Genomic DNA, 18,442 nt, shown 5'->3' on the forward strand with positions numbered 1-18,442 from the left:
CTACGACAGGTCGGGAACGCGGCGACCCGCGGGCGGGGCGCGCGGCGCACGCTGTGGGCGAACGGGCACGCCAGCCCGCGGAGCCGATCGCGGCGATGTCGCCGGTGCGCGATAGCGTGCTGGTCATGACCCCGGGAAGCCCTGCGTCGGCACAGGACGACGCGCAGCGAGCCGTCGTCGATCTCGCACCCGAGGCATCCGGCGTCGTCGTCGGCGCGCCTGGCAGCGGCAAGACAGCGGCGCTCGTGGCGCGCGTGGCGCGGCTGCTGCGAAGCGGGGGTCTGCGCCCCGAGCAGCTGCTCGTGCTCACCCCGACGCGGCAGACGGCCACGGCCCTGCGCGACCGCGTCGTCGCGGGGCTCGACATCGCCGCGCCGGGGCCCCTCGCCCGCTCGGTCGCGTCGTTCGCCTTTCAGCTCGTGCGGGCCGCGTCGGTCGCGCGCGGCGAGCCGGCGCCGCTGCTGCTGACCGCCGGAGACCAGGACCGCATCATCGCCGAGCTGCTGGCCGGCGACGAAGAAGATGCGACGGCCGGCCGCGACCGCTGGCCCGAGTCCCTCGGCTCGGCGGTGCGTCGCTCGAGGCCCTTCCGCGCCGAGCTGCGGGCGCTGTTCGCGCAGTGCTCCGACCTCGGGCTGACGCCTCGGGGGCTGGCCTCGCTCGGGGCGGCGACCGGGCGCGACACGTGGATGGCGGCTGCCGCGTTCTTCGAGGACTACCGGTATGCCCTCGCGCGCATGCGCGGCGCCCACCGCGATCCGGCGGAGCTCGTGCACGAGGCCGCCGGCATCCTCGCGAGCGCGGGCGAGGGGTCGATCGGCGCTGCCGGGCAGCTGCGGGTGCTGCTCGTCGACGATGCGCAGGAGCTCACGCGCGGCGGGGTCGCCCTGCTCGAGGCGGCGCGCGAGCGCGGCATCGCAGTCGTCGCGTTCGGCGATCCCGACATCGGGTCGGGAGCCTTCCGCGGCGCGGGCCCCGAGCTCTTCGAGCGCATCGTGCGGGTGCTCGGCCCGATCCACGTGCTGGGCGGCGCGCACCGGGCGTCGCCCGCGCTGACACGGCTCACCCGAACGGTCACCGCATCGATCGGGGCAAGCGGCCGGGTAGACCACCGCCGAGCGCCGGGGGAGCCTGTGGACGACCCGCGCGTGGCCTCGGTGCTGGCAGCGTCGCCCTTCGAAGAGGTGGATCGCATCGCGCGCGTGCTGCGCACGTGGCACGTGATGGACGACATCCCGTGGGACGAGATGGCGGTCATCGCCCACGACACCCGGCAGATCGCCCACCTCGAGACCGAGCTGGCAGCGCGCGAGGTGCCGGTCCGCGCCGGGAGCGCGCCGCGCCCGCTCGGTCGCGAGCAGGTGGTGCGCGACCTGGTGCGACTGGTGCGGCTGGGTCTGGCCGAGCCTCACGAGCGCGACCCCGACGCCCTCGGCGACGCGCTGCTGACGCCGTACGGCGGGCTGGACGCGGTGGGGCTGCGTCGCGTCCGGGCGCGGCTGCGCACCCTCGAGCTCGCCGCCGGCGGCTCGCGCTCGGCGGGCGAGCTGCTGGCCGAGGCGATGGCCGAGCCCGCGGTCCTCGCGCTGATCGACGCGCCCGACGCGCACCGGGCCGAGAAGCTCGCGACCACCCTGCGGCTGGTGCACGAGGCGGGGGAGCGCGGCGAGACGATCCACGACCTGCTGTGGCTGGTGTGGGATCGCTCGGGTCTGCACCGCACCTGGGGCCAGCGCGCCGCGGGAACCGGGCCGCAGGCGGCCGAGGCGGGGCGGGCTCTGGATGCGCTCGTGGCGCTGTTCGGGGCGGCGAAGCGATACGTCGAGCGTTCGGGGGTCGAGGGCTCGGGAGCTGTCGGGCCGGGCCCCTTCATCCGCGACATCCTCGACAGCGAGGTTCCCGAAGACCTCTTGACGGCGCCCGATCGTCCGGGCGCGGTGGCGCTGCTGACGCCCGCCGCGGCGCTCGGCGCCGAGTTCGAGTGCGTCGTGATCGCCGGACTCCAGGAGGGGGTGTGGCCGAACACGCGCTTGCGCGGCGGGCTGCTCGACGCGTGGCGTCTCGCCGACGACGTCGAAGCCTGGCGGGCCGGCCACGACACAGTGCAGCCGGGCATCCTCGATCGGCGTCGCGAGGTGCTCCATGAAGAGCTGCGCCTGTTCGCGCGCGCGGTGTCGCGGGCGCGGCGCCGGCTCGTCGTCACCGCCGTGGACGACGACGATCTCGGGCCGAGCCCGCTGTTCGCCTACCTTCCCGAGCCGCAGGACGACACCGATGCCGCGGCCGGCCATCCGCTCACGCTGCGCGGGCTCGTGGCCCGGCATCGCCGTGTGCTGACGACCACCGACGACGACGCGACGCGCGCGGCATCCGCTGCCCAGCTCGTGCTCCTGGCGGAGGCGGGGGTGCCGGGCGCGGCGCCTGAGCAGTGGTACGGCGTGATGCCGCCCAGTTCCGACGCGCCCCTGCACGACCTGGAGCGCTCGCCGGTGAAGGTCTCGCCGTCGCGGCTCGAGGGGTTCGAGGCATGCGGTCTGGACTGGGCGATCCGGGCGCTCGGAGGCGATACGCGCTCGTTCTCGTCGGGCCTGGGCACGATCCTGCACGCCGCGATGGAGCACGGCGGCGGCATCGACGACCTGCGCCGCGTCGTCGACGAGCGGTGGGGAGAGCTCGACTTCGAGGCGCCGTGGCTCGAGCGGCAGGAGCGCGCGTGGGCCGAGACTCTCGTGCAGCGGCTCGCGATCTACCTCACGCGCTTCGCGAGCGAGGGCGGTGAGGTGACCGGCGCAGAGGCGCGTTTCCGCCTCGCGATCGAGGCACCCGAGGCGACGGATGCCCCGCCCCGCGTGCGCGCGTACACGGGCGCACTCGCGAGCGACGCGGTGTCCGCCGAGGGCGGCGAACCGGCGCACGAGGCGCAGGAGGGCACCGCGACGGCGGTGCTGAGCGGCTCGATCGACCGGATCGAGGTGTATCCGCCTGAGCGCGGCGAAGACGTCCCGTTCGGCGGGGGAGGCAAGAGGGTGGTCGTGGTCGACCTCAAGACGGGCCGGTCCGAGAACCGCGTGAGCGCTCCGAAGGTGGTCGACGACGCGCAGCTGGCGGCGTACCAGCTTGCGATCGACGCGGGCGTGCTCGAGCTGCCGCCGGGCCTGGAGAACGCCGGAGCGCGGCTGCTCGTACTGTCGAAGAAGCTCGCGAAGACGGACTACCGCATCGCGCACCAGCCGGCGATGACCGACGCCGTGCGCATCGCGTTCCTCGAGCGGGTCGTCGCCGACGCGCGGGGGATGGCCGCGGCATCCTTCATCGCGAACGTCGACCAGCACTGCACGTCCGATCATTTCGCCGTCTGCCGGCTGCACACCGTCAAGGCGGTGAGCTCCGCGTGACCTCGCCCGCCATCGAGGCCGTGCCGGTCGAATGGTGCGGCCCGCTCCGGCTTTCGGCGTCCGTCATCGCGCTGGCGCTGGGCCTGCCCGAGCCGACCGCCGACCAGCGCCGCGTGATCGAGGCGTCGCCGGCGCCCGCGCTCGTGATCGCCGGGGCTGGGAGCGGCAAGACCGAGACGATGGCCGGGCGCGTCGTGTGGCTGGTCGCGAACGGGCACGTGCGGCGCGACGAGGTGCTCGGCCTGACCTTCACCCGCAAGGCCGCCGGTGAGCTGGCCGAGCGGATCGACGCGCGCCTCGCCCGCATCGACGAGTACGCGCGCCGAGGCCTGCTGCCGCACCTGGCCGCCCTCGCCGACGCGGGCGATCTGGCCGCGCTGTGGGAGCGCGTTTCGATCGTTCCCGAGCGCAACCGCCGCACCGCGCTCGCGGCGCACCTCGACCAGCTGGCGGCGCGCGTCGGCACGGGATGGACTCCGGATGCCGCGGCCGCCCGCCCCGCGGAAGAGATGCTGCTGCGCCCCCGCGTGTCGACCTACAACGCGTTCGCCGATGCGATCGTGCGCGAGCACAGCGCGCGCATCGGGCGCGACGCCGACGCGGCGCTGCTCAGCCAATCCGGGTCGTGGCTGATGGCACGCCGGGTCGTCGTGGCCTCGATCGACGAGCGCCTCGCCCGGCGTGAGGACCGATTCGGCACGGTCGTGGACGCGGTGCAGCGGCTGTCGGGGGAGGTGCTCGACAACCGTGCCGATCTCGACCAGATCGCCGCGTTCGCCGGGCGCGTCGAGACGGCGGTGGCGCCGTTCGTCAGCACGAGCGCCGCCCCGACCGACGTCGAGAAGCTGCACAACGCGATGGGCGGACTCGGCGTGCTCACCGGGCTCGTGCGCGACTACGCCACCGCGAAGCAGGAGCAGGGAGCGCTCGACTTCGCCGACCAGGTCGCGGGGGCGCTCGAGATCGTCGGGCGTGCGCCTGCGGTCGCGGACGAACTGCGCGGACAATACCGGGTGGTGCTCCTCGACGAGTATCAGGACACCTCGGTGCTGCAGACCGAGCTGCTGTCGGCGGTGTTCCACGACACCGCCGTGATGGCCGTGGGCGACCCGCACCAGTCGATCTACGGCTGGCGCGGTGCCAGCGCCGACAACCTGGGGACGTTCGCGCGCGCGTTCGCCCGCGACACGCGATGCGACGCGTTCCAGCTCATGGTGAGCTGGCGCAACGACCGGCGGATCCTCTCGGCCGCGAACGCGCTCATCGCGCACGCGGCGCCCGTGGGCGTGCCGGTCGCCGAGCTCGAAGCTCGCCCCGGAGCCGGTGAGGGTGTCCTCGAGTGCCGCTTCCCGGCGACGATCGAAGAAGAGGCCGACGAGGTCGCGGCGTGGTTCGCACGCGTGCGCGAGGCCCACGCCCGGGCGAACCCCGACGCCAGGCCGCACGCCGGCGCGATCCTGTTCCGCGCGAAGCGCCACATGTCGACCTTCGCCGACGCGCTCGCGGCGCGCGGCATCCCGCATCGCATCCTCGGGCTCGGCGGCCTGCTGTCGACGCCCGAGGTCGTCGATGTCGTCGCGGTGCTGCGGGTGCTGAGCGATCCGACGCAGGGGTCCTCGCTGATCCGGCTGCTGGTCGGGCCGCGCTTCGGCGTCGGGGTGGCCGACATGGCTGCGCTGCACGACCTCGCGGTGACGCTCGCCCAGCGCGACGAGTCGCGGACCCGCCACGACGACGAGCTGCTCGCGCGCTTGCGCGGATCGGTCGGCGCCGACGAGCAGTCCTCGATCATCGACGCCGTCGAGTTCGCGCGCTCGGCACCCCCCGAGCACGGGTTCCTGTCGAGGTTCACCCCGGAGGGCGTGCGGCGTGTGCGAGACGCGGGCGCCATGCTCCACCGGCTCCGCGCAGCCGTCGGCCAGCCCATCCCCGAACTCATCCGCACGATCGAGCTCGAGCTCGGCCTCGACATCGAGCTGGCGGCGAACGAGACGCGGGGTCCGGCGCGGCTCGCGGCGGCGCAGCTGCGCGCCTTCGTGGACGAGGTGCGCTCGTTCCTCGCCGCCGACGAGCGCGGCTCGATCGGGAGTCTGTTGGCCTGGCTCGACCACGCCGAGGAGACCGACGAGCTCATGCCCAGGCCCGAGCCGCCCGAGCCCGGCGTCGTGCAGCTGCTCACCGTCCACGGCTCGAAGGGCCTTGAGTGGGACGCGGTGGCCGTCGTGCGCCTCGTGGAGCTCGAGCTGCCCAAGAGCCCGCGCAGCACCCTCGGCTGGCTCGGGTTCGGCGTGCTGCCGTACCCGTTCCGCGGCGACCGCGATGCGCTTCCCGTGTTCGACTGGCAGGCCGCGACCGCGGGCGATCGAAAGAGCCTGCGAGAGACGATCGAGCGTTTCAAGGCGGGCGTCAAGGCGCACCTCGAGCATGAGGAGCGTCGCCTGGCCTACGTCGCGGTCACGCGAGCGCGCACCGATCTGCTGCTGACCGGGTCGCAGTGGGGCGGGCAGAAGACCTCGAGAAAGCCCAGCGCCTATCTCGAAGAGATCATCGGCGCGCTCGGGCTCGATCCGATAGAGCTCGACGCCGTCGAGAACCCGTACGAGGGGCGTGCCGGGGCGACGCTGCGGTGGCCTCTCGACCCGCTCGGGTCACGTCGAGGGGGGGTCACCGCCGCTGCCGCGCTGGTCGACTCCGCGCGCGAGGTGTCGTGGCGCGCCGACCCCGAACCCGAGCTCGAGCGCCTGCTTCGCGAACGCTCCGCGCGCGAACGGCGCCGCGCGGCCGAAGCACCGACCCGGGTCGCGGCGTCGCGCTTCAAGGACTTCGTAGAGGACTTCGGGCACACGGCCGAGGCGATCGTGCGTCCGATGCCCGAGCGGCCGTATCGCCAGACACGGCTCGGAACGCTGTTCCACGAGTGGGTGGAGCACCGGTCCGGACTCGTCGGGCCGGGTGCCTCGATCGACGACGGCCTGTGGGAGCTCGACGAGGACGACGGAGCTCAGACCGAGGCATCCGTCTCCGACGCCGCCGAGCTCACGCGGCTGCAGGGCATCTTCGAGCGCTCGGAGTGGGCTGGGCTGCGTCCGCTCGAGGTCGAGACCGAGATCGACATCATGCTCGGCGGCGCCGACGGCCTCGGCCTGGTCGTGTGCAAGCTCGACGCGGTGTTCCGCCGCGACGACCGTGGGGGGCGCATCGAGATCGTGGACTGGAAGACCGGCAGGCCGCCGAAGACCGCCGCCGAGACGACGGAGCGGATGCTTCAACTCGCGCTCTACCGGGTGGCGTACCACAAGCGCCACGGTGTGCCCCTCGACGAGATCGACGTCGCGCTGTACTACGTGTCGGACGACCTCGTGATCCGGTCGGATCGCGTCTACTCCGAGGCGGAGCTCGTCCAGCGCTGGAACGCCGCGCGCGACGCGCGCTCTGCGGCGTCCGCCTCGGCGTCGGCGTCCACGGGGGAGTCGGGCTCGCGCCGCTCAGGGGCCTGATCACCGGCGGTGGCCTGCGTGGGCGCGGTCAGGTCCGAGATGTCGATCGGCGCGGTCGAGGCTTCCGGCTCATCGGTGAACAGGGGTGCGGCATCGGCCGCATCCGCTGTGCCGGGCTCGTCGGCCGGCGCATCCGCGTCGCCCGGTTCGCCGCGCACCCACTGCGCGAGCAGGTCGGGGTCGTACGCGTCGGTCTGCATCGAGGTGTCCACGACGGCGGGCGAGGCATCGGGGGTGCGATCGAGCAGCGCGAGCGCGTCGTCGACGCCTCGCGAGGGATCCGGAAGGAGGGGGACGCCGCGCACTCCCGCGGCCAGCGATTCGAGCAGGTGCACGGCGTCGTCGACGATGTCGTCGCGGCCCGTGTCGACACCGTGCAGCAGCCAGTTCGCGAACTCGAGCTCGGCGTACAGCCGGGAGCGCTCGTGGACGAGCGCATCAGGGGCGCGGTGGCTGTGCGCGGTGTACGACTCGAGCACATCGGCCGCGGCAGCGGGCGCCGACGAGAGCCACTGCAGATCGGTCGCGGGGTCGCCGACCGACAGCCCGTGCCAGTCGAGCAAGCCCGTGACCGTGGGCGCGCCGCCCACGTCTTCGAAGAGAAACGATGCGGCGCCGGCTCCGCCCAGCACCACTGCCGACTCGAAGCGCCACAGCCGATCGGTCTGGGCAGCCGTGCGCCAGCGGGCGATCAGGTCGGCGGGCGCGCGCCGGGTGGCCTGCGCGCGGTCGATGAGACGTTCGACATCGTGCCGCACCTGCGCGGCGGTGCGCGCGGGAAGGCCCTCCGCGCGGGCGATCGAGACCGGCAGGGCGTGCAGGGCGGCGAGCGCCTCGCCGATGGACGTCGCCGCGCCGCGCCCCGCCGGCAGATGCGCGGCGTCCACGCGGTAGCCGGGAAGGAAGTCCACCACGATCGCGCGTGCCTCGCCGACCCCGGCTTCGCCGAGCAGTTCCGGCGCGCGGAAGGGCAGCAGCCCCCGCACGCCGGGGGTGAGTGCGCGCAGCGCGCGCGCTTCGGCGGCGAGCTCGGGCGCTGCTGCGGGATCGGCGGGTGCTCGCACGACGACACGTCGGCCGTCTTCGAGATCGGCAACGGCGGAGTCGTAGCGTCCGGCTGCTGCTTCGGTGAGCAGCCCCGCCCCGACGACCGCGATCCCCGGAAGAGCCGAGGTCACCGACGCGGCTAGAGTGAGGGGTGAGCGTGCCATGTGCCCAGGGTAGGTCGGGCGCGCCGGTCCGCCACCGCGCCACGCCCTGGCTCGCCGAGCGCAGAGAGGTCTTCGATGACGTCGTCCCGCAGACCCCAGCCGCCTTTGGCCCGAGCCGGGCTCGACCGCGCCGGTGCCGAGCGCGCCACTGCGGGGCTGATCGAGAGCGCGAGGGCGGATGCCGCCACCCGCGTGCTCGTGATCCACGGCGATCGCGCACCACTCGCGGGCGGCGGCGCCGGCCTGCGGTGGGTCTCGCCGCAGGCTGTGGCCGAGGGCGGGACATGGGCGTTCCTCGGGCGTGAGTCGGCCGCTGACGGGAGGGCGGCGGTGCTGGCGGCGGTGTTCGCGGGCGACGCGCAGACGCCGCTGGCCACATCGGACGGCTGGGGTTCGCTGCGTGCGATCGGCGGCGCGCTGAGCGCCCACGACGCCGGCGCCTTCGTCGAGGCGCTGAGCCTGGGCCGCTGGCTGCTCGAGGCTCCGCACTGCCCCGCGTGCGGCGCGCTGACCCGCGTCGCCGCGGCGGGGTGGTCGCGCTCGTGCCCGTCGTGCGGGCGCGAGCACTTCCCGCGCACCGATCCGGCGGTCATCGTCGCCGTGACCAGCGCGGCAGACCCTGACCGCCTGCTGCTGGGCTCGAACGCGATGTGGGGCACGGACCGGTTCTCGTGTTTCGCCGGGTTCGTCGAGGCGGGGGAGTCGATCGAGTCGACCGTTGTGCGCGAGGTGCGTGAGGAGGCCGGGATCGAGGTCGCGGACCTGCGCTACCGCGGGTCGCAGGCGTGGCCGTACCCGCGAAGCCTCATGCTCGGCTTTCTCGCGACGGCCGTCGACGACTCCGCCGCGCGACCCGATGGCGAAGAGATCGTCGAGGTGCGCTGGTTCGGCCGCGATGAGATCGGCCGAGGACTCGCCGGCGAGGGCGACCTGAAGCTTCCCGGGCCCTCGTCGATCGCGCACTCGCTGATCTCGGACTGGCACGCGGGGCGCGCATGAGCACAGGCGCTCTGCAGGGTCTCGACGAGCGCCAGCTCGAAGCGGTCCGGGCGCTGCGCGGTCCGGTCGTCGTGCTGGCCGGCGCCGGCACCGGAAAGACGCGTGTCATCACGCACCGCATCGCGCACGGCGTCGACACGGGGGCCTACTCGCCCGGCCGCGTCATGGCGGTCACCTTCACGGCGAAGGCGGCAGGCGAGATGCGCGGGCGACTGCGCGACCTCGGCGTCGAGGGTGTGGCGGCGCGCACCTTCCACGCGGCCGCCCTCGCGCAGCTCAACTTCTTCTGGCCGACGCTCGCCGGCGACCGCGCACCGGCCGTGGTCGACAACAAGGTGAAGCTGCTCGCGCACGCGGCCGACACGGTGGGACTGGCACCCGACACCGCGACGCTGCGCGACGTCGCCAGCGCGATCGAGTGGCGCAAGGTCACGATGCGCAGCATCGAGCAGTACGCCGCCGAGCGGCCGACCGGGGTCGGACGCCTCGACGTGTCGAAGGTGGCCGACCTGCAGCGCGCCTACGAGAAGCTCAAGGACGAGCGGCGCCAGCTCGACTTCGAGGACGTGCTGCTCGCGTGCGCCGGGATGCTCGAGGCCGAACCCCAGGTCTCGAAGGCGGTTCGCGAGCAGTACCGGCACTTCACCGTCGACGAGTTCCAGGATGTCTCACCCCTGCAGCACCGTCTGCTCGAGCTCTGGCTGGGCGACCGTCGCGACCTGTGCGTGGTCGGCGACGCGAGCCAGACGATCTACTCGTTCGCCGGAGCGGACGCCCGATTCCTGCTCGACTTCCAGAGGGTGTACGAGGATGCGCGCGTCATCCGCCTCGAGACGAACCACCGGTCCGATGCCGCGATCCTCGACGTTGCGAACGAGCTCATGCGCGGCAGACCCGGCGCCCTGCACCTCATGGCGGCGGGAGTCGGCGGGTCGGGCCCGGCCCCGACGGTCACCGCGTACCGCGACGACGAGGCAGAGGCGCGCGGGGTCGCGGCATCCGTCGCCGCCCGCATCGCCTCGGGAGCCGACCCGCGCGAGATCGCCGTGCTCTACCGCTCGCACGCGCAGTCCGTCGAGATATCGCGCGCCCTGGCAGACGTCGGGGTCGCGGCCACCGTGCTCGGCGGACGCCGCTATTTCGATCTGCCCGAGGTGCGCCAGGGCCTCATGGCGCTGCGTGCCGCGGCCGTCGCGCCGCTGCAGTCGGGCCTCGTCGATTCGGTGCGCGACGTGCTGCGCTCCGTCGGCTTCACCGACGACCCGCCGCAGGCGGGGGGCGCGCTGCGCGACGCGTGGGAGGCTCGGGCGGCGCTGCTGCGGCTGGCTGAGGAGGCGCCCGCCGGAACGACGCTGCGCGCGTTCGCGGACGAACTGCTCGCGCGAGCGAAGGCGCAGCATGAGCCCGGCCTGCGTACCGTGACGCTGTCGACGCTCCATGCGGCGAAGGGGCTCGAGTGGCCGCACGTGCACCTGGTCGGACTGGCCGAAGGGCAGCTGCCGATCGGGTACGCGGTCACCGCCGAGCAGGTCGACGAGGAGCGGCGCCTCGCGTACGTCGGCATCACGCGCGCCGCGCGAACGCTCGCGGTGTCGTGGTCGCGCGGTCCGCGAGATCGTGGACCGTCGCGATTCCTGACAGAGATCGGCAGCCGCATTCAGGATGCGGGCGGTGCGTCCGCGCCTGCCGCCGGGCCGACCGCGCGTGCAGCGTCAGCGACCGCGGATCGGTACCGGCATCCGCGGTCTCGCTGAGCAGCCGTGCCGCCACGAGGGCGGCCTCCCACGCGTCGGCGCGCGTGACGCGCGGCGCGCGCGCCCCGATCAGCTGCGTGGCGAGGGCCGGCCAGGCCGGGTCGGCGTCGCGCAGGTGCGCGGCGTCGCACGCGAGGCACGCGGTGAGGCCGGGAACGACCCTCGGACCGACCTGGGTGCGGGCTCCCGAGAAGACGATCGGCAGGTGCGGCAGGTCTGCGAGCGCGAGGGCCGCCGTGGCGCGGATGCACCACGTGGTGCGCGACGATCACCACGTCGTCGAGTCCCGCGAGCGCGGGCTCGGACACGACGTCGTCGAGCACGGTGACCGGATGATCCGCGGCGACGAGCGCCTCGGCGACGGCGTCGACGATGGCGGGGTCGATCCCGTCGACGCCCACCACACCGACTCTCACGGGTGTCGTGCCGACGATCTCGAACGCCGCCCCGATGCGGTCGATCATCGCCGCCGCGCCGCCGGGCGGGGCGCCGAACGACTCGGCGAGCGGGCCGAGCGCGGCATCGGGGAACCCGTCCTCGAGTTCGCGCACGATGCGCTCCTGCCACGGCTGGGGGTCGTCGAGCACCGCGACGGCGTCGATGCCGAACTGCAGGGTCGTGGGGTCGCGCCACAGCGGCGGATGTGACGGGTCGAGTCGGAGCATCCCCCGATCATCGTCCTCGAAGAGGCGGTCGCGACGGTTGTCCACATGCGCGTGGGGTGCTCGCGCGCCCGCCCGCGCCTGTGGAGGAGAGGATGCCTCAGACCGGCCGACCGCCGGGGTGCTCGTCGCCGGGCTCCGCGTCGCCTGTGTCGCCCTCGCACGCGTCCTCGCCGGCGAGGAGCTTCGCGAGGGCGTCGTCGAACGCGTCGGGCGCCGGCTCCTCGCCGCGCGCACGCGCCTCGAGGCGCGCCACCAGCGCTGACGGGTCGTCGATGTCGGAGGCGTCGGGCATGAGGTCGGGGTAGTCCCACAGCGCATCGCGGGCCGTCGTGCCGACGGCATCCGTCACCGCCTGCCACATCGCCGCGGCCTCGCGCATGCGACGCGGGCGCAGCTCGAGGCCCACCAGCGACCCGAGCGCCTGCTCGGCGGGCCCGCCGACGGCGCGGCGTCGGCGCACGGCCTCGGCGATGCGGGGCGCGCTCGGAAGGCGCGAGGTCGCGGCCGCGGTCACGACATCGACCCACCCCTCGATCGTGGCGAGCAGGTTCTCGAGCCGCCGGAGCGCCTCGACCTGCGCGTCCGAGCGGGTGGGCAGCAGCGCGCCGCTCTCGATCGCGGCCCGCAGCTCTTCGGGCTCGGTCGGGTCGAAGCGCGACGCGAGCTCTTCGAGGGCGCTCGTGTCGACGTGGATGCCGCGCGCGTAGTCGGTGACCTGCGAGATGACGTGCAGCCGCAGCCAGCGAGCGTGGCGGAACAGGCGCGCGTGGGCAAGCTCGCGGGTCGCGAGGTACAGCGCGAGCTGGTCCTCGGGGATCTCGAGGTCGCGGCCGAAGTCCGCGAAGTTCTGCGGCAGGATGACGGCGTCCCCGTCGGGCATGAGCGGAATGCCGACATCCCCGCCGCTCACGACTTCTTTCGAGAGGTTGCCGACGACGTGGCCGAGCTGCGTGGCGAACAGCGACCCGCCGACGGTCCGCATGACGCGCCCCGCGCCCTGCACCAGTCCCTGCATGTCGTCGGGCGCCTGGTCGCTCAACGTCGACGTGAGCGCGTCGGCGATGCTCGTGGCCACCGGCTCGGCGAGCTCCTGCCACACCGGCAGGGTCGCCTGCACCCAGCCGCCGCGGGTGATCGGGCGTGGCGGGCTCGGCAGCTCCGAGATCGCGGTGGCCTCGCTCAGCCACAGGTTCGCGAGGGCGAAGGCCTGGTCGAGATCGGAGCGCTGGGCGCCTGTCACGCCGAGGTCGTCCTGGTTGGCGATGTGCAGCGCCTGCCGCTCGGCGAGGTCCCACGAGATCGAGCCGTCGCCCGAGAAGGCCTCCTGCAGGTGGCGCATCACCGTCTGCATCATCGCGGGGTCGATCTGCATGCCGGACAGTTGCGAGAGCCGTTCCGGATCGAGGTCTCCGGCTCCGCCGAAGAGCTGTCGGATCATCTCCTGGAACTCTTCCTCGGGGCTGCGCTCGTCGTCTGCCACTTCAGCCGCCTTTCAGCAGTGTCATCACGTCGGGCTCTACGCTAGTCGCACCCGTTCCGCCGGGCGCCTGGCAGCGACCGCTCGCCTTACGCCGGTCGCGAACGACGAGCGAGAGGACCTCCGTGGCGTTGTTCGACGAGAACGTGACCATCGAGTCGGCGCTGCGCCGCCCCATCGGCCGCTCGGCCAAGATCGGGCTGTGGGCGCTGGCGATCGCGCTGATCGTGCTGCTCGTGGTCACGTTCCTTCCCACCGCGTACGTCATCCAGAAGCCGGGGCCGGTGTACAACACGCTCGGCACGGCCACGACGTCCGACGGCGAGGAGGTGGCGCTCATCTCGGTCGCGGGCGCAGACACCTTCCCCACGGACGGCGCGCTGGACCTGCTCACCGTCCAGGTGGTCGGCAATCGCGAGCGCACGCCCGCGTGGTTCGAGCTCGCGCGGGCGTGGTTCGACCCGAGCCGGGCAGTGCTGCCGATCGACGCCGTCTTCCCGCGCGGCCAGACCTCCGAGCAGCGCAACCAAGAAAGCGCCGCGCTCATGGTCGACTCGCAGAAGGAGGCCACCGCCGCGGCCCTGCGCGAGCTCGGGTACGACATCGGCCAGCGGATCACCGTGCATTCGCTGATCGACGACAGCGCCGCCGAGGGGGTGCTCGAAGAGGGCGACGTGATCCTCGAGGCCGACGGACAGCAGATCACGGATGCCGACGCCCTCCGCCAGGTCATCAACGAGGGCGCCGGCGACCCGGTCGCGCTGCTGATCGAGCGGGACGGCGACGAGCAGACCGTGACCATCACGCCCCACGAGTCCGAATCGACAGGCCAGACGCGCTGGATCATCGGGGTGACGCTCATCAACGACTACGAGTTCCCGATCGATGTGACGATCCAGCTCGACAACGTCGGCGGCCCGTCCGCCGGCATGATGTTCGCGCTCGGCATCATCGACACGCTCACGCCCGGCAGCCTCAACGGCGGCGAGAAGGTCGCCGGCACCGGGACGATCAGCTCCAGCGGCGATGTCGGGCCGATCGGAGGCATCCGCCAGAAGCTGTGGGGTGCGCGCGATGCGGGTGCGACCTGGTTCCTCGCCCCCGTCGAGAACTGCGACGAGGTGGTCGGGCACATCCCTGCCGGGCTGCGGGTGTTCTCCGTGGACGACCTCGACGACGCGCTCGACGTGCTCGGCGCGATCCGCGACGGCGAGGGCCTCGACGCGCTTGCCACGTGCGCCGGGTGACGACTCGATCACGGATGCCACCGAGAGCGCTGAACGTTGGCTGGGGGTTGCCTCCTCTGAAGCGGCCGCGCCGACGCGACATCTAGGATGAAGACGTGACCACGACCTCCGCGCCGAACAGGGCCACACCCTCCCGCTCCCGACGGATCGTCGCCATCACGCTTGCGATCATCGCGGCGCTGGTGGTGGGCTTCTTCGTCTTCGCCAACCTCTACGCCGACTGGCTCTGGTACGACCAGATCGGGTTCGAGAGCGTGCTGGCGACCCAGTGGGTGGCGCGCGTGGTGATGTTCGCCGTCGGATTCCTCGGCATGGCGGTGCCCGTGTGGCTCGCCATCCAGCTCGCCTATCGCCTGCGCCCGGTCTATGCGCGCCTGAGCTCGCAGCTGGACCGCTACCAGGAGGTCGTCGAACCCCTGCGGCGCCTGGCGATGTGGGGCATCCCCGTCTTCTTCGGCTTCTTCGCCGGCTTCGCCACCTCAGCCCAGTGGGAGACCGCGTGGCTGTGGTTCAACGGTGTGCAGACCACGACGACCGATCCAGAGTTCGGACTCGACACGGGGTTCTATCTGTTCGCGATGCCGTTCTACAGCGCGGTGCTCGGCTTCGTGTCTGCCGTGCTCCTGGTGAGCCTGCTGGTCACGGCGCTGGTGGCGTACCTGTACGGCTCGGTGCGGATCGGCCAGCGCGAGCTGCGCATCTCGAAGGCCGCCCGCATCCAGCTCGCGGTGCTGGCGGGCCTGTACCTGCTCGTGCAGGGGGCGAGCCTGTGGCTCGACCGCTACAAGACGCTCGTCGAGCCGGGTGCGCTCGACCGCATCACCGGCGCCGGCTACACCGAGACCCACGCGGTGATCCCGGGTCAGACGATCCTCGCGATCGTCGCCGTCCTGGTCGCGATCCTCTTCTTCGTCACCGCGATCATCGGGCGCTGGCGCTACCCGCTCGTGGCCACGGCGCTCCTGGTCGTCTCGGCGCTCGTGGTGGGCATCGGCTACCCCTGGGTCGTCAACACGTTCCAGGTGCGCCCCAACCAGCTGAGCCTCGACGGTCAGTACTACGAGCGCAACCTCGCGGGCACCAAGGCCGCGTACGGCCTCGACGCGCTCGAGAAGATGCCCTTCCAGGCCGAGACGACGGCAGAGCCGAACCAGCTCCGCAACGACGCCGCCACCACCGCCCAGCTGCGCATCATGGACCCGGGAGTCGTCAGCCCCGCCGTGCGGCAGCTCGAGCAGTACCGCTCCTACTACCAGTTCAAGGATCCGCTCGACGTCGACCGCTACCAGATCGACGGCAAGTCGCAGGACACGGTCGTCTCGGTCCGTGAGCTCAACATGGACCAGCTCGGCGCGGCGGCGGCGTCGTGGGAGTCCACGTCGCTCATCTACACCCACGGCTACGGCCTGGTGGCGGCGGCCGGCAACGAGCGCACGTCCGACGGCGAGCCGGTCTTCCTCGAGCGCGGCATCCCCTCAAGCGGCTTCCTCACCGACCAGGACGCCTTCGAGCCGCGGGTCTACTTCGGCGAGTACTCGCCGACGTACTCGATCGTCGGCGCGCCTGAGTCGGCCGACCCCGTGGAGCTCGACTTCCCGTCCGGCCGCGACGGCACCGAGACGCGCACGACCTTCTCGGGCCAGGGCGGCCCGAGCGTGGGCAGCGTGTTCAACCGCCTGATCTACGCGCTGAAGTTCCAGTCCGAGCAGATCCTCTTCTCGGACGGGGTGAACGACCAGTCGCAGATCCTCTACGACCGCGACCCGCTCACTCGCGTGCGCAAAGCCGCCCCGTACCTCGAGCTCGACAGCGACCCGTACCCGAGCGTCGTCGACGGCCGGATCGTGTGGATCATCGACGGCTACACGCTCAGCGACAAGTACCCTTACTCGAAGCAGGTGAGCCTGCAGCAGGCGATCGCCGACTCGAACAACACCGCGCCGCGCTTCTCGCTCGACGACATCAACTACATCCGCAACTCGGTCAAGGCGACCGTCGACGCGTACGACGGGTCGGTGACCCTCTACGCGTGGGACGACGAGGACCCGATCCTCCAGACCTGGCAGAAGGTGTACCCCTCGACCATCAAGCCGATCAGCGAGATGTCGGGCGAGCTCATCAGCCACGTGCGCTACCCGACCGACCTGTTCAAGGTGCAGCGTGCGCTGATCGGCGTGTACCACGTCGATGACGCCCGCTCGTTCTACAACAGCGACAACCGCTGGCAGACCCCGAACGACCCGCAGGACGAGCAGCGACTGCAGCCGCCGTACTACCTGACGATGCAGATGCCCGGCCAGGAGTCGCCCACCTTCTCGATGTTCACGACGTTCATCCCGTCGTCCCAGGGCAACGCGCGCAACGTCCTGATGGGCTACCTCGCGGTCGACGCCGACGCGGGGAACGTCGCGGGCGTCAAGGCGCCCGGCTACGGAAAGCTGCGCATGCTCGAGATCTCGGCCGACACGCCGGTTCCCGGCCCCGGCCAGGTGCAGAACACCTTCGACTCCGACCCGGCGATCGCCGACGAGAAGAACGTCCTCCAGCTCGGCTCGTCCGAGATCGTCAACGGCAACCTGCTGACCCTTCCGGTCGGCGGCGGACTGCTGTACGTGCAGCCCGTGTTCGTGCAGTCCACCGGCGGCACGAAGCTCCCGCTGCTGCAGAAGGTGCTCGTCTCGTTCGGGTCTGACGTCGCGTTCGAAGACACCCTCCAGGAGGCCCTCGACGTGCTGTTCGGCGGGGACTCGGGCGCCGAGACGGGGGATGAGGGCATCACGCCGACTCCCGGCGAGTCGCCGGCACCCGAGCCGGCGCCGACGCCCACCGAGACGACCGATCCTGCGCCGCCTGCCGACGAGTACACCGCCGCGCTGCAGGACGCGCAGCAGGCGATGCTCGACCGCCAGACGGCTCTCGCGAAGGGCGACTGGGCGGCGTACGGCGAGGCCGACGACCGGCTCACCGCCGCCGTCGAGAAGCTGATCCAGCTCGGCGGCTGACGCATCCATCGCGCGCGGCCTGCGGGCGGCGCCGATAGGGTCGCTCGCGTGTCGCAGCCGTAGGTTGCGCAGAATCCGCGCGCGCTGAGGCGCAACCCGCTTACGGGGGGCGGCAGGGCACCTGCTTCCCGGCGTGGCCGACACGCTCACCGAGTCGACCACGCGACGAAGCATCCGCTCGCGGAAAGCGCCTCTGGTCGCCGGCCAACGTAGCCATCGCCGGAGTCGTTCTCGTCGGCATCAGTGCGCTGCCGTATCCCACAGCGGGCACCTGGTACGCCGACGTGCGCACGCTTCTGAGATCTCGGGGATACGTGGCGGAAGCCGGCGCCGTACCCGACGACGAACTCCAGCAGACGCTGGCCGCCGCTCGCGCCTACAACGAGAACCTCCCGGATGGACCGCTCCGTGACCCCTACACCCTGAACGCATTGGGCGAGCCGGTCAGCCTCGAGGTCGGCCGCGAGCGGCCGTTCACCGATCCGGACCAGCTCACGAAGGGTGATCTGTTCTACATCGATGTCGCAGGGGAGCTGCTGGCGCACAAAAGGTCGACCAGATTAAGAGCACGGTGGGTGCGTCCCATAGCGTGGTGTCACTTCCTGCGGTTCCTCGTCGTCGTTGACGATTGAGGGCCACCGTGGGATGACCAGTTGTTTCCGCCAAGAAGCAAAGAAGAGATCCCACGATGACCCACCACCAGTCTGCCTTGACGACCTTGATCGGCGAAGTCCTCGCCGATCCTGACCTTGCCCACACTGACGTGTTCCGGCGGATGCTGCAGGCCGGCATGCAGGACCTGATCAACGCGGAAGCGACGGTGAAGATCGGCGCGGCTCCGCACCAGCGCACCCCGGAGCGCACCACGCGCCGTAACGGCACCCGCCCGAAGACGCTCGCGACCCCGGCCGGCGAGGTTGATCTCGCCATCCCGAAGCTGCGGGAGGGGTCGTTCTTCCCGTCGCTGCTGTCCCCCCGCCGCCGGGTCGACAAGGCGCTCTACGCCGTGATCTGCCAGGCCTGGATCGACGGGGTCTCCACTCGTAAGGTCGACCAGCTCGTGCGGGCTCTTGGCAATGACACGGGCATCTCCCGCTCGACCGTCTCCAGGATCTGCGCCGAGATCGACGAGGCGGTGCAGGAGTTCCTGCACCGCCGGATCGACCACACCTGGTTCCCCTACCTGTTCCTCGAC

11 protein-coding genes are annotated in these 18,442 nt (G+C 72.2%); 8 read left to right on the plus strand and 3 right to left on the minus strand.

Annotated features, from left to right (window positions below; translation table 11 throughout):
* Positions 1 to 125 precede the first annotated feature (125 nt).
* Positions 126 to 3,395 (plus strand): ATP-dependent helicase, encoded by a 3,270-nt coding sequence (locus tag AB1K54_RS04250; RefSeq protein ID WP_371201457.1) that lies wholly within the window; start codon positions 126 to 128, stop codon positions 3,393 to 3,395.
* On the plus strand, positions 3,392 to 6,892 hold the full coding sequence (locus AB1K54_RS04255) for a UvrD-helicase domain-containing protein (RefSeq protein ID WP_371201458.1): 3,501 nt from the start codon (positions 3,392 to 3,394) through the stop codon (positions 6,890 to 6,892). Before AB1K54_RS04250 ends, AB1K54_RS04255 begins: the two co-directional genes overlap by 4 nt.
* On the opposite strand, the gene AB1K54_RS04260 is transcribed toward AB1K54_RS04255, so the two are convergent.
* A complete protein-coding gene (locus AB1K54_RS04260; protein ID WP_371201459.1) occupies positions 6,775 to 8,103 on the minus strand; it encodes a phosphotransferase in 1,329 nt (442 codons plus the stop codon). The two genes, AB1K54_RS04255 and AB1K54_RS04260, sit on opposite strands and share 118 nt — an antisense overlap.
* 75 nt (positions 8,104 to 8,178) lie before the next feature.
* On the opposite strand from AB1K54_RS04260, the gene nudC reads away from it, so the two are divergent.
* Together nudC and AB1K54_RS04270 are read left to right on the plus strand one after the other, a co-directional pair.
* Positions 8,179 to 9,102 (plus strand): NAD(+) diphosphatase, encoded by a 924-nt coding sequence (nudC, locus tag AB1K54_RS04265; protein WP_371201460.1) that lies wholly within the window; start codon positions 8,179 to 8,181, stop codon positions 9,100 to 9,102.
* Positions 9,099 to 10,856 (plus strand): ATP-dependent helicase, encoded by a 1,758-nt coding sequence (locus AB1K54_RS04270; RefSeq protein ID WP_371201461.1) that lies wholly within the window; start codon positions 9,099 to 9,101, stop codon positions 10,854 to 10,856. The genes nudC and AB1K54_RS04270 overlap by 4 nt, the downstream gene beginning before the upstream one ends.
* On the opposite strand, the gene AB1K54_RS04275 is transcribed toward AB1K54_RS04270, so the two are convergent.
* The gene (locus tag AB1K54_RS04275; protein WP_371201462.1) at positions 10,760 to 11,521 is read right to left on the minus strand and encodes a hypothetical protein; all 762 of its coding nucleotides are present in this window, start codon (positions 11,519 to 11,521) and stop codon (positions 10,760 to 10,762) included. The genes AB1K54_RS04270 and AB1K54_RS04275 overlap by 97 nt on opposite strands.
* A 97-nt stretch (positions 11,522 to 11,618) precedes the next feature.
* Positions 11,619 to 13,001 carry a zinc-dependent metalloprotease gene (locus AB1K54_RS04280; protein WP_371201463.1) on the minus strand — a complete coding sequence of 461 codons (1,383 nt, stop codon included), beginning with the start codon at positions 12,999 to 13,001 and terminating at the stop codon, positions 11,619 to 11,621.
* Between the two features lie 122 nt (positions 13,002 to 13,123).
* Here AB1K54_RS04280 and AB1K54_RS04285 point away from each other — a divergent pair, with 122 nt between their 5' ends.
* From AB1K54_RS04285 to AB1K54_RS04300, 4 genes are all read left to right on the plus strand, one after another.
* Entirely contained in the window at positions 13,124 to 14,245 is a 1,122-nt protein-coding gene (locus tag AB1K54_RS04285; protein WP_371201464.1) for a PDZ domain-containing protein, read from the plus strand.
* Between the two features lie 95 nt (positions 14,246 to 14,340).
* Positions 14,341 to 17,247 carry a UPF0182 family protein gene (locus AB1K54_RS04290; protein WP_371201465.1) on the plus strand — a complete coding sequence of 969 codons (2,907 nt, stop codon included), beginning with the start codon at positions 14,341 to 14,343 and terminating at the stop codon, positions 17,245 to 17,247.
* Between the two features lie 314 nt (positions 17,248 to 17,561).
* Positions 17,562 to 17,879 (plus strand): hypothetical protein, encoded by a 318-nt coding sequence (locus tag AB1K54_RS04295; protein ID WP_371201466.1) that lies wholly within the window; start codon positions 17,562 to 17,564, stop codon positions 17,877 to 17,879.
* Positions 17,880 to 17,935: 56 nt separating this feature from the next.
* Positions 17,936 to 18,442 (plus strand): transposase (locus tag AB1K54_RS04300; protein WP_371201467.1); only part of this gene is annotated, 507 nt, incomplete at its 3' end.

The organism is Microbacterium sp. BWT-B31, from assembly GCF_041379855.1.
GTDB lineage: Bacteria > Actinomycetota > Actinomycetes > Actinomycetales > Microbacteriaceae > Microbacterium.

What these genes read in the sequence shown, in the direction of transcription:
- AB1K54_RS04250 (WP_371201457.1), top strand. Translation starts at nt 126, where the DNA reads ATGACCCCGGGAAGCCCTGCGTCGGCACAGGACGACGCGCAGCGAGCC.
- AB1K54_RS04260 (WP_371201459.1), bottom strand. Translation starts at nt 8,103, where the DNA reads ATGGCACGCTCACCCCTCACTCTAGCCGCGTCGGTGACCTCGGCTCTT.
- nudC (WP_371201460.1), top strand. Translation starts at nt 8,179, where the DNA reads ATGACGTCGTCCCGCAGACCCCAGCCGCCTTTGGCCCGAGCCGGGCTC.
- AB1K54_RS04270 (WP_371201461.1), top strand. Translation starts at nt 9,099, where the DNA reads ATGAGCACAGGCGCTCTGCAGGGTCTCGACGAGCGCCAGCTCGAAGCG.
- AB1K54_RS04275 (WP_371201462.1), bottom strand. Translation starts at nt 11,521, where the DNA reads ATGCTCCGACTCGACCCGTCACATCCGCCGCTGTGGCGCGACCCCACG.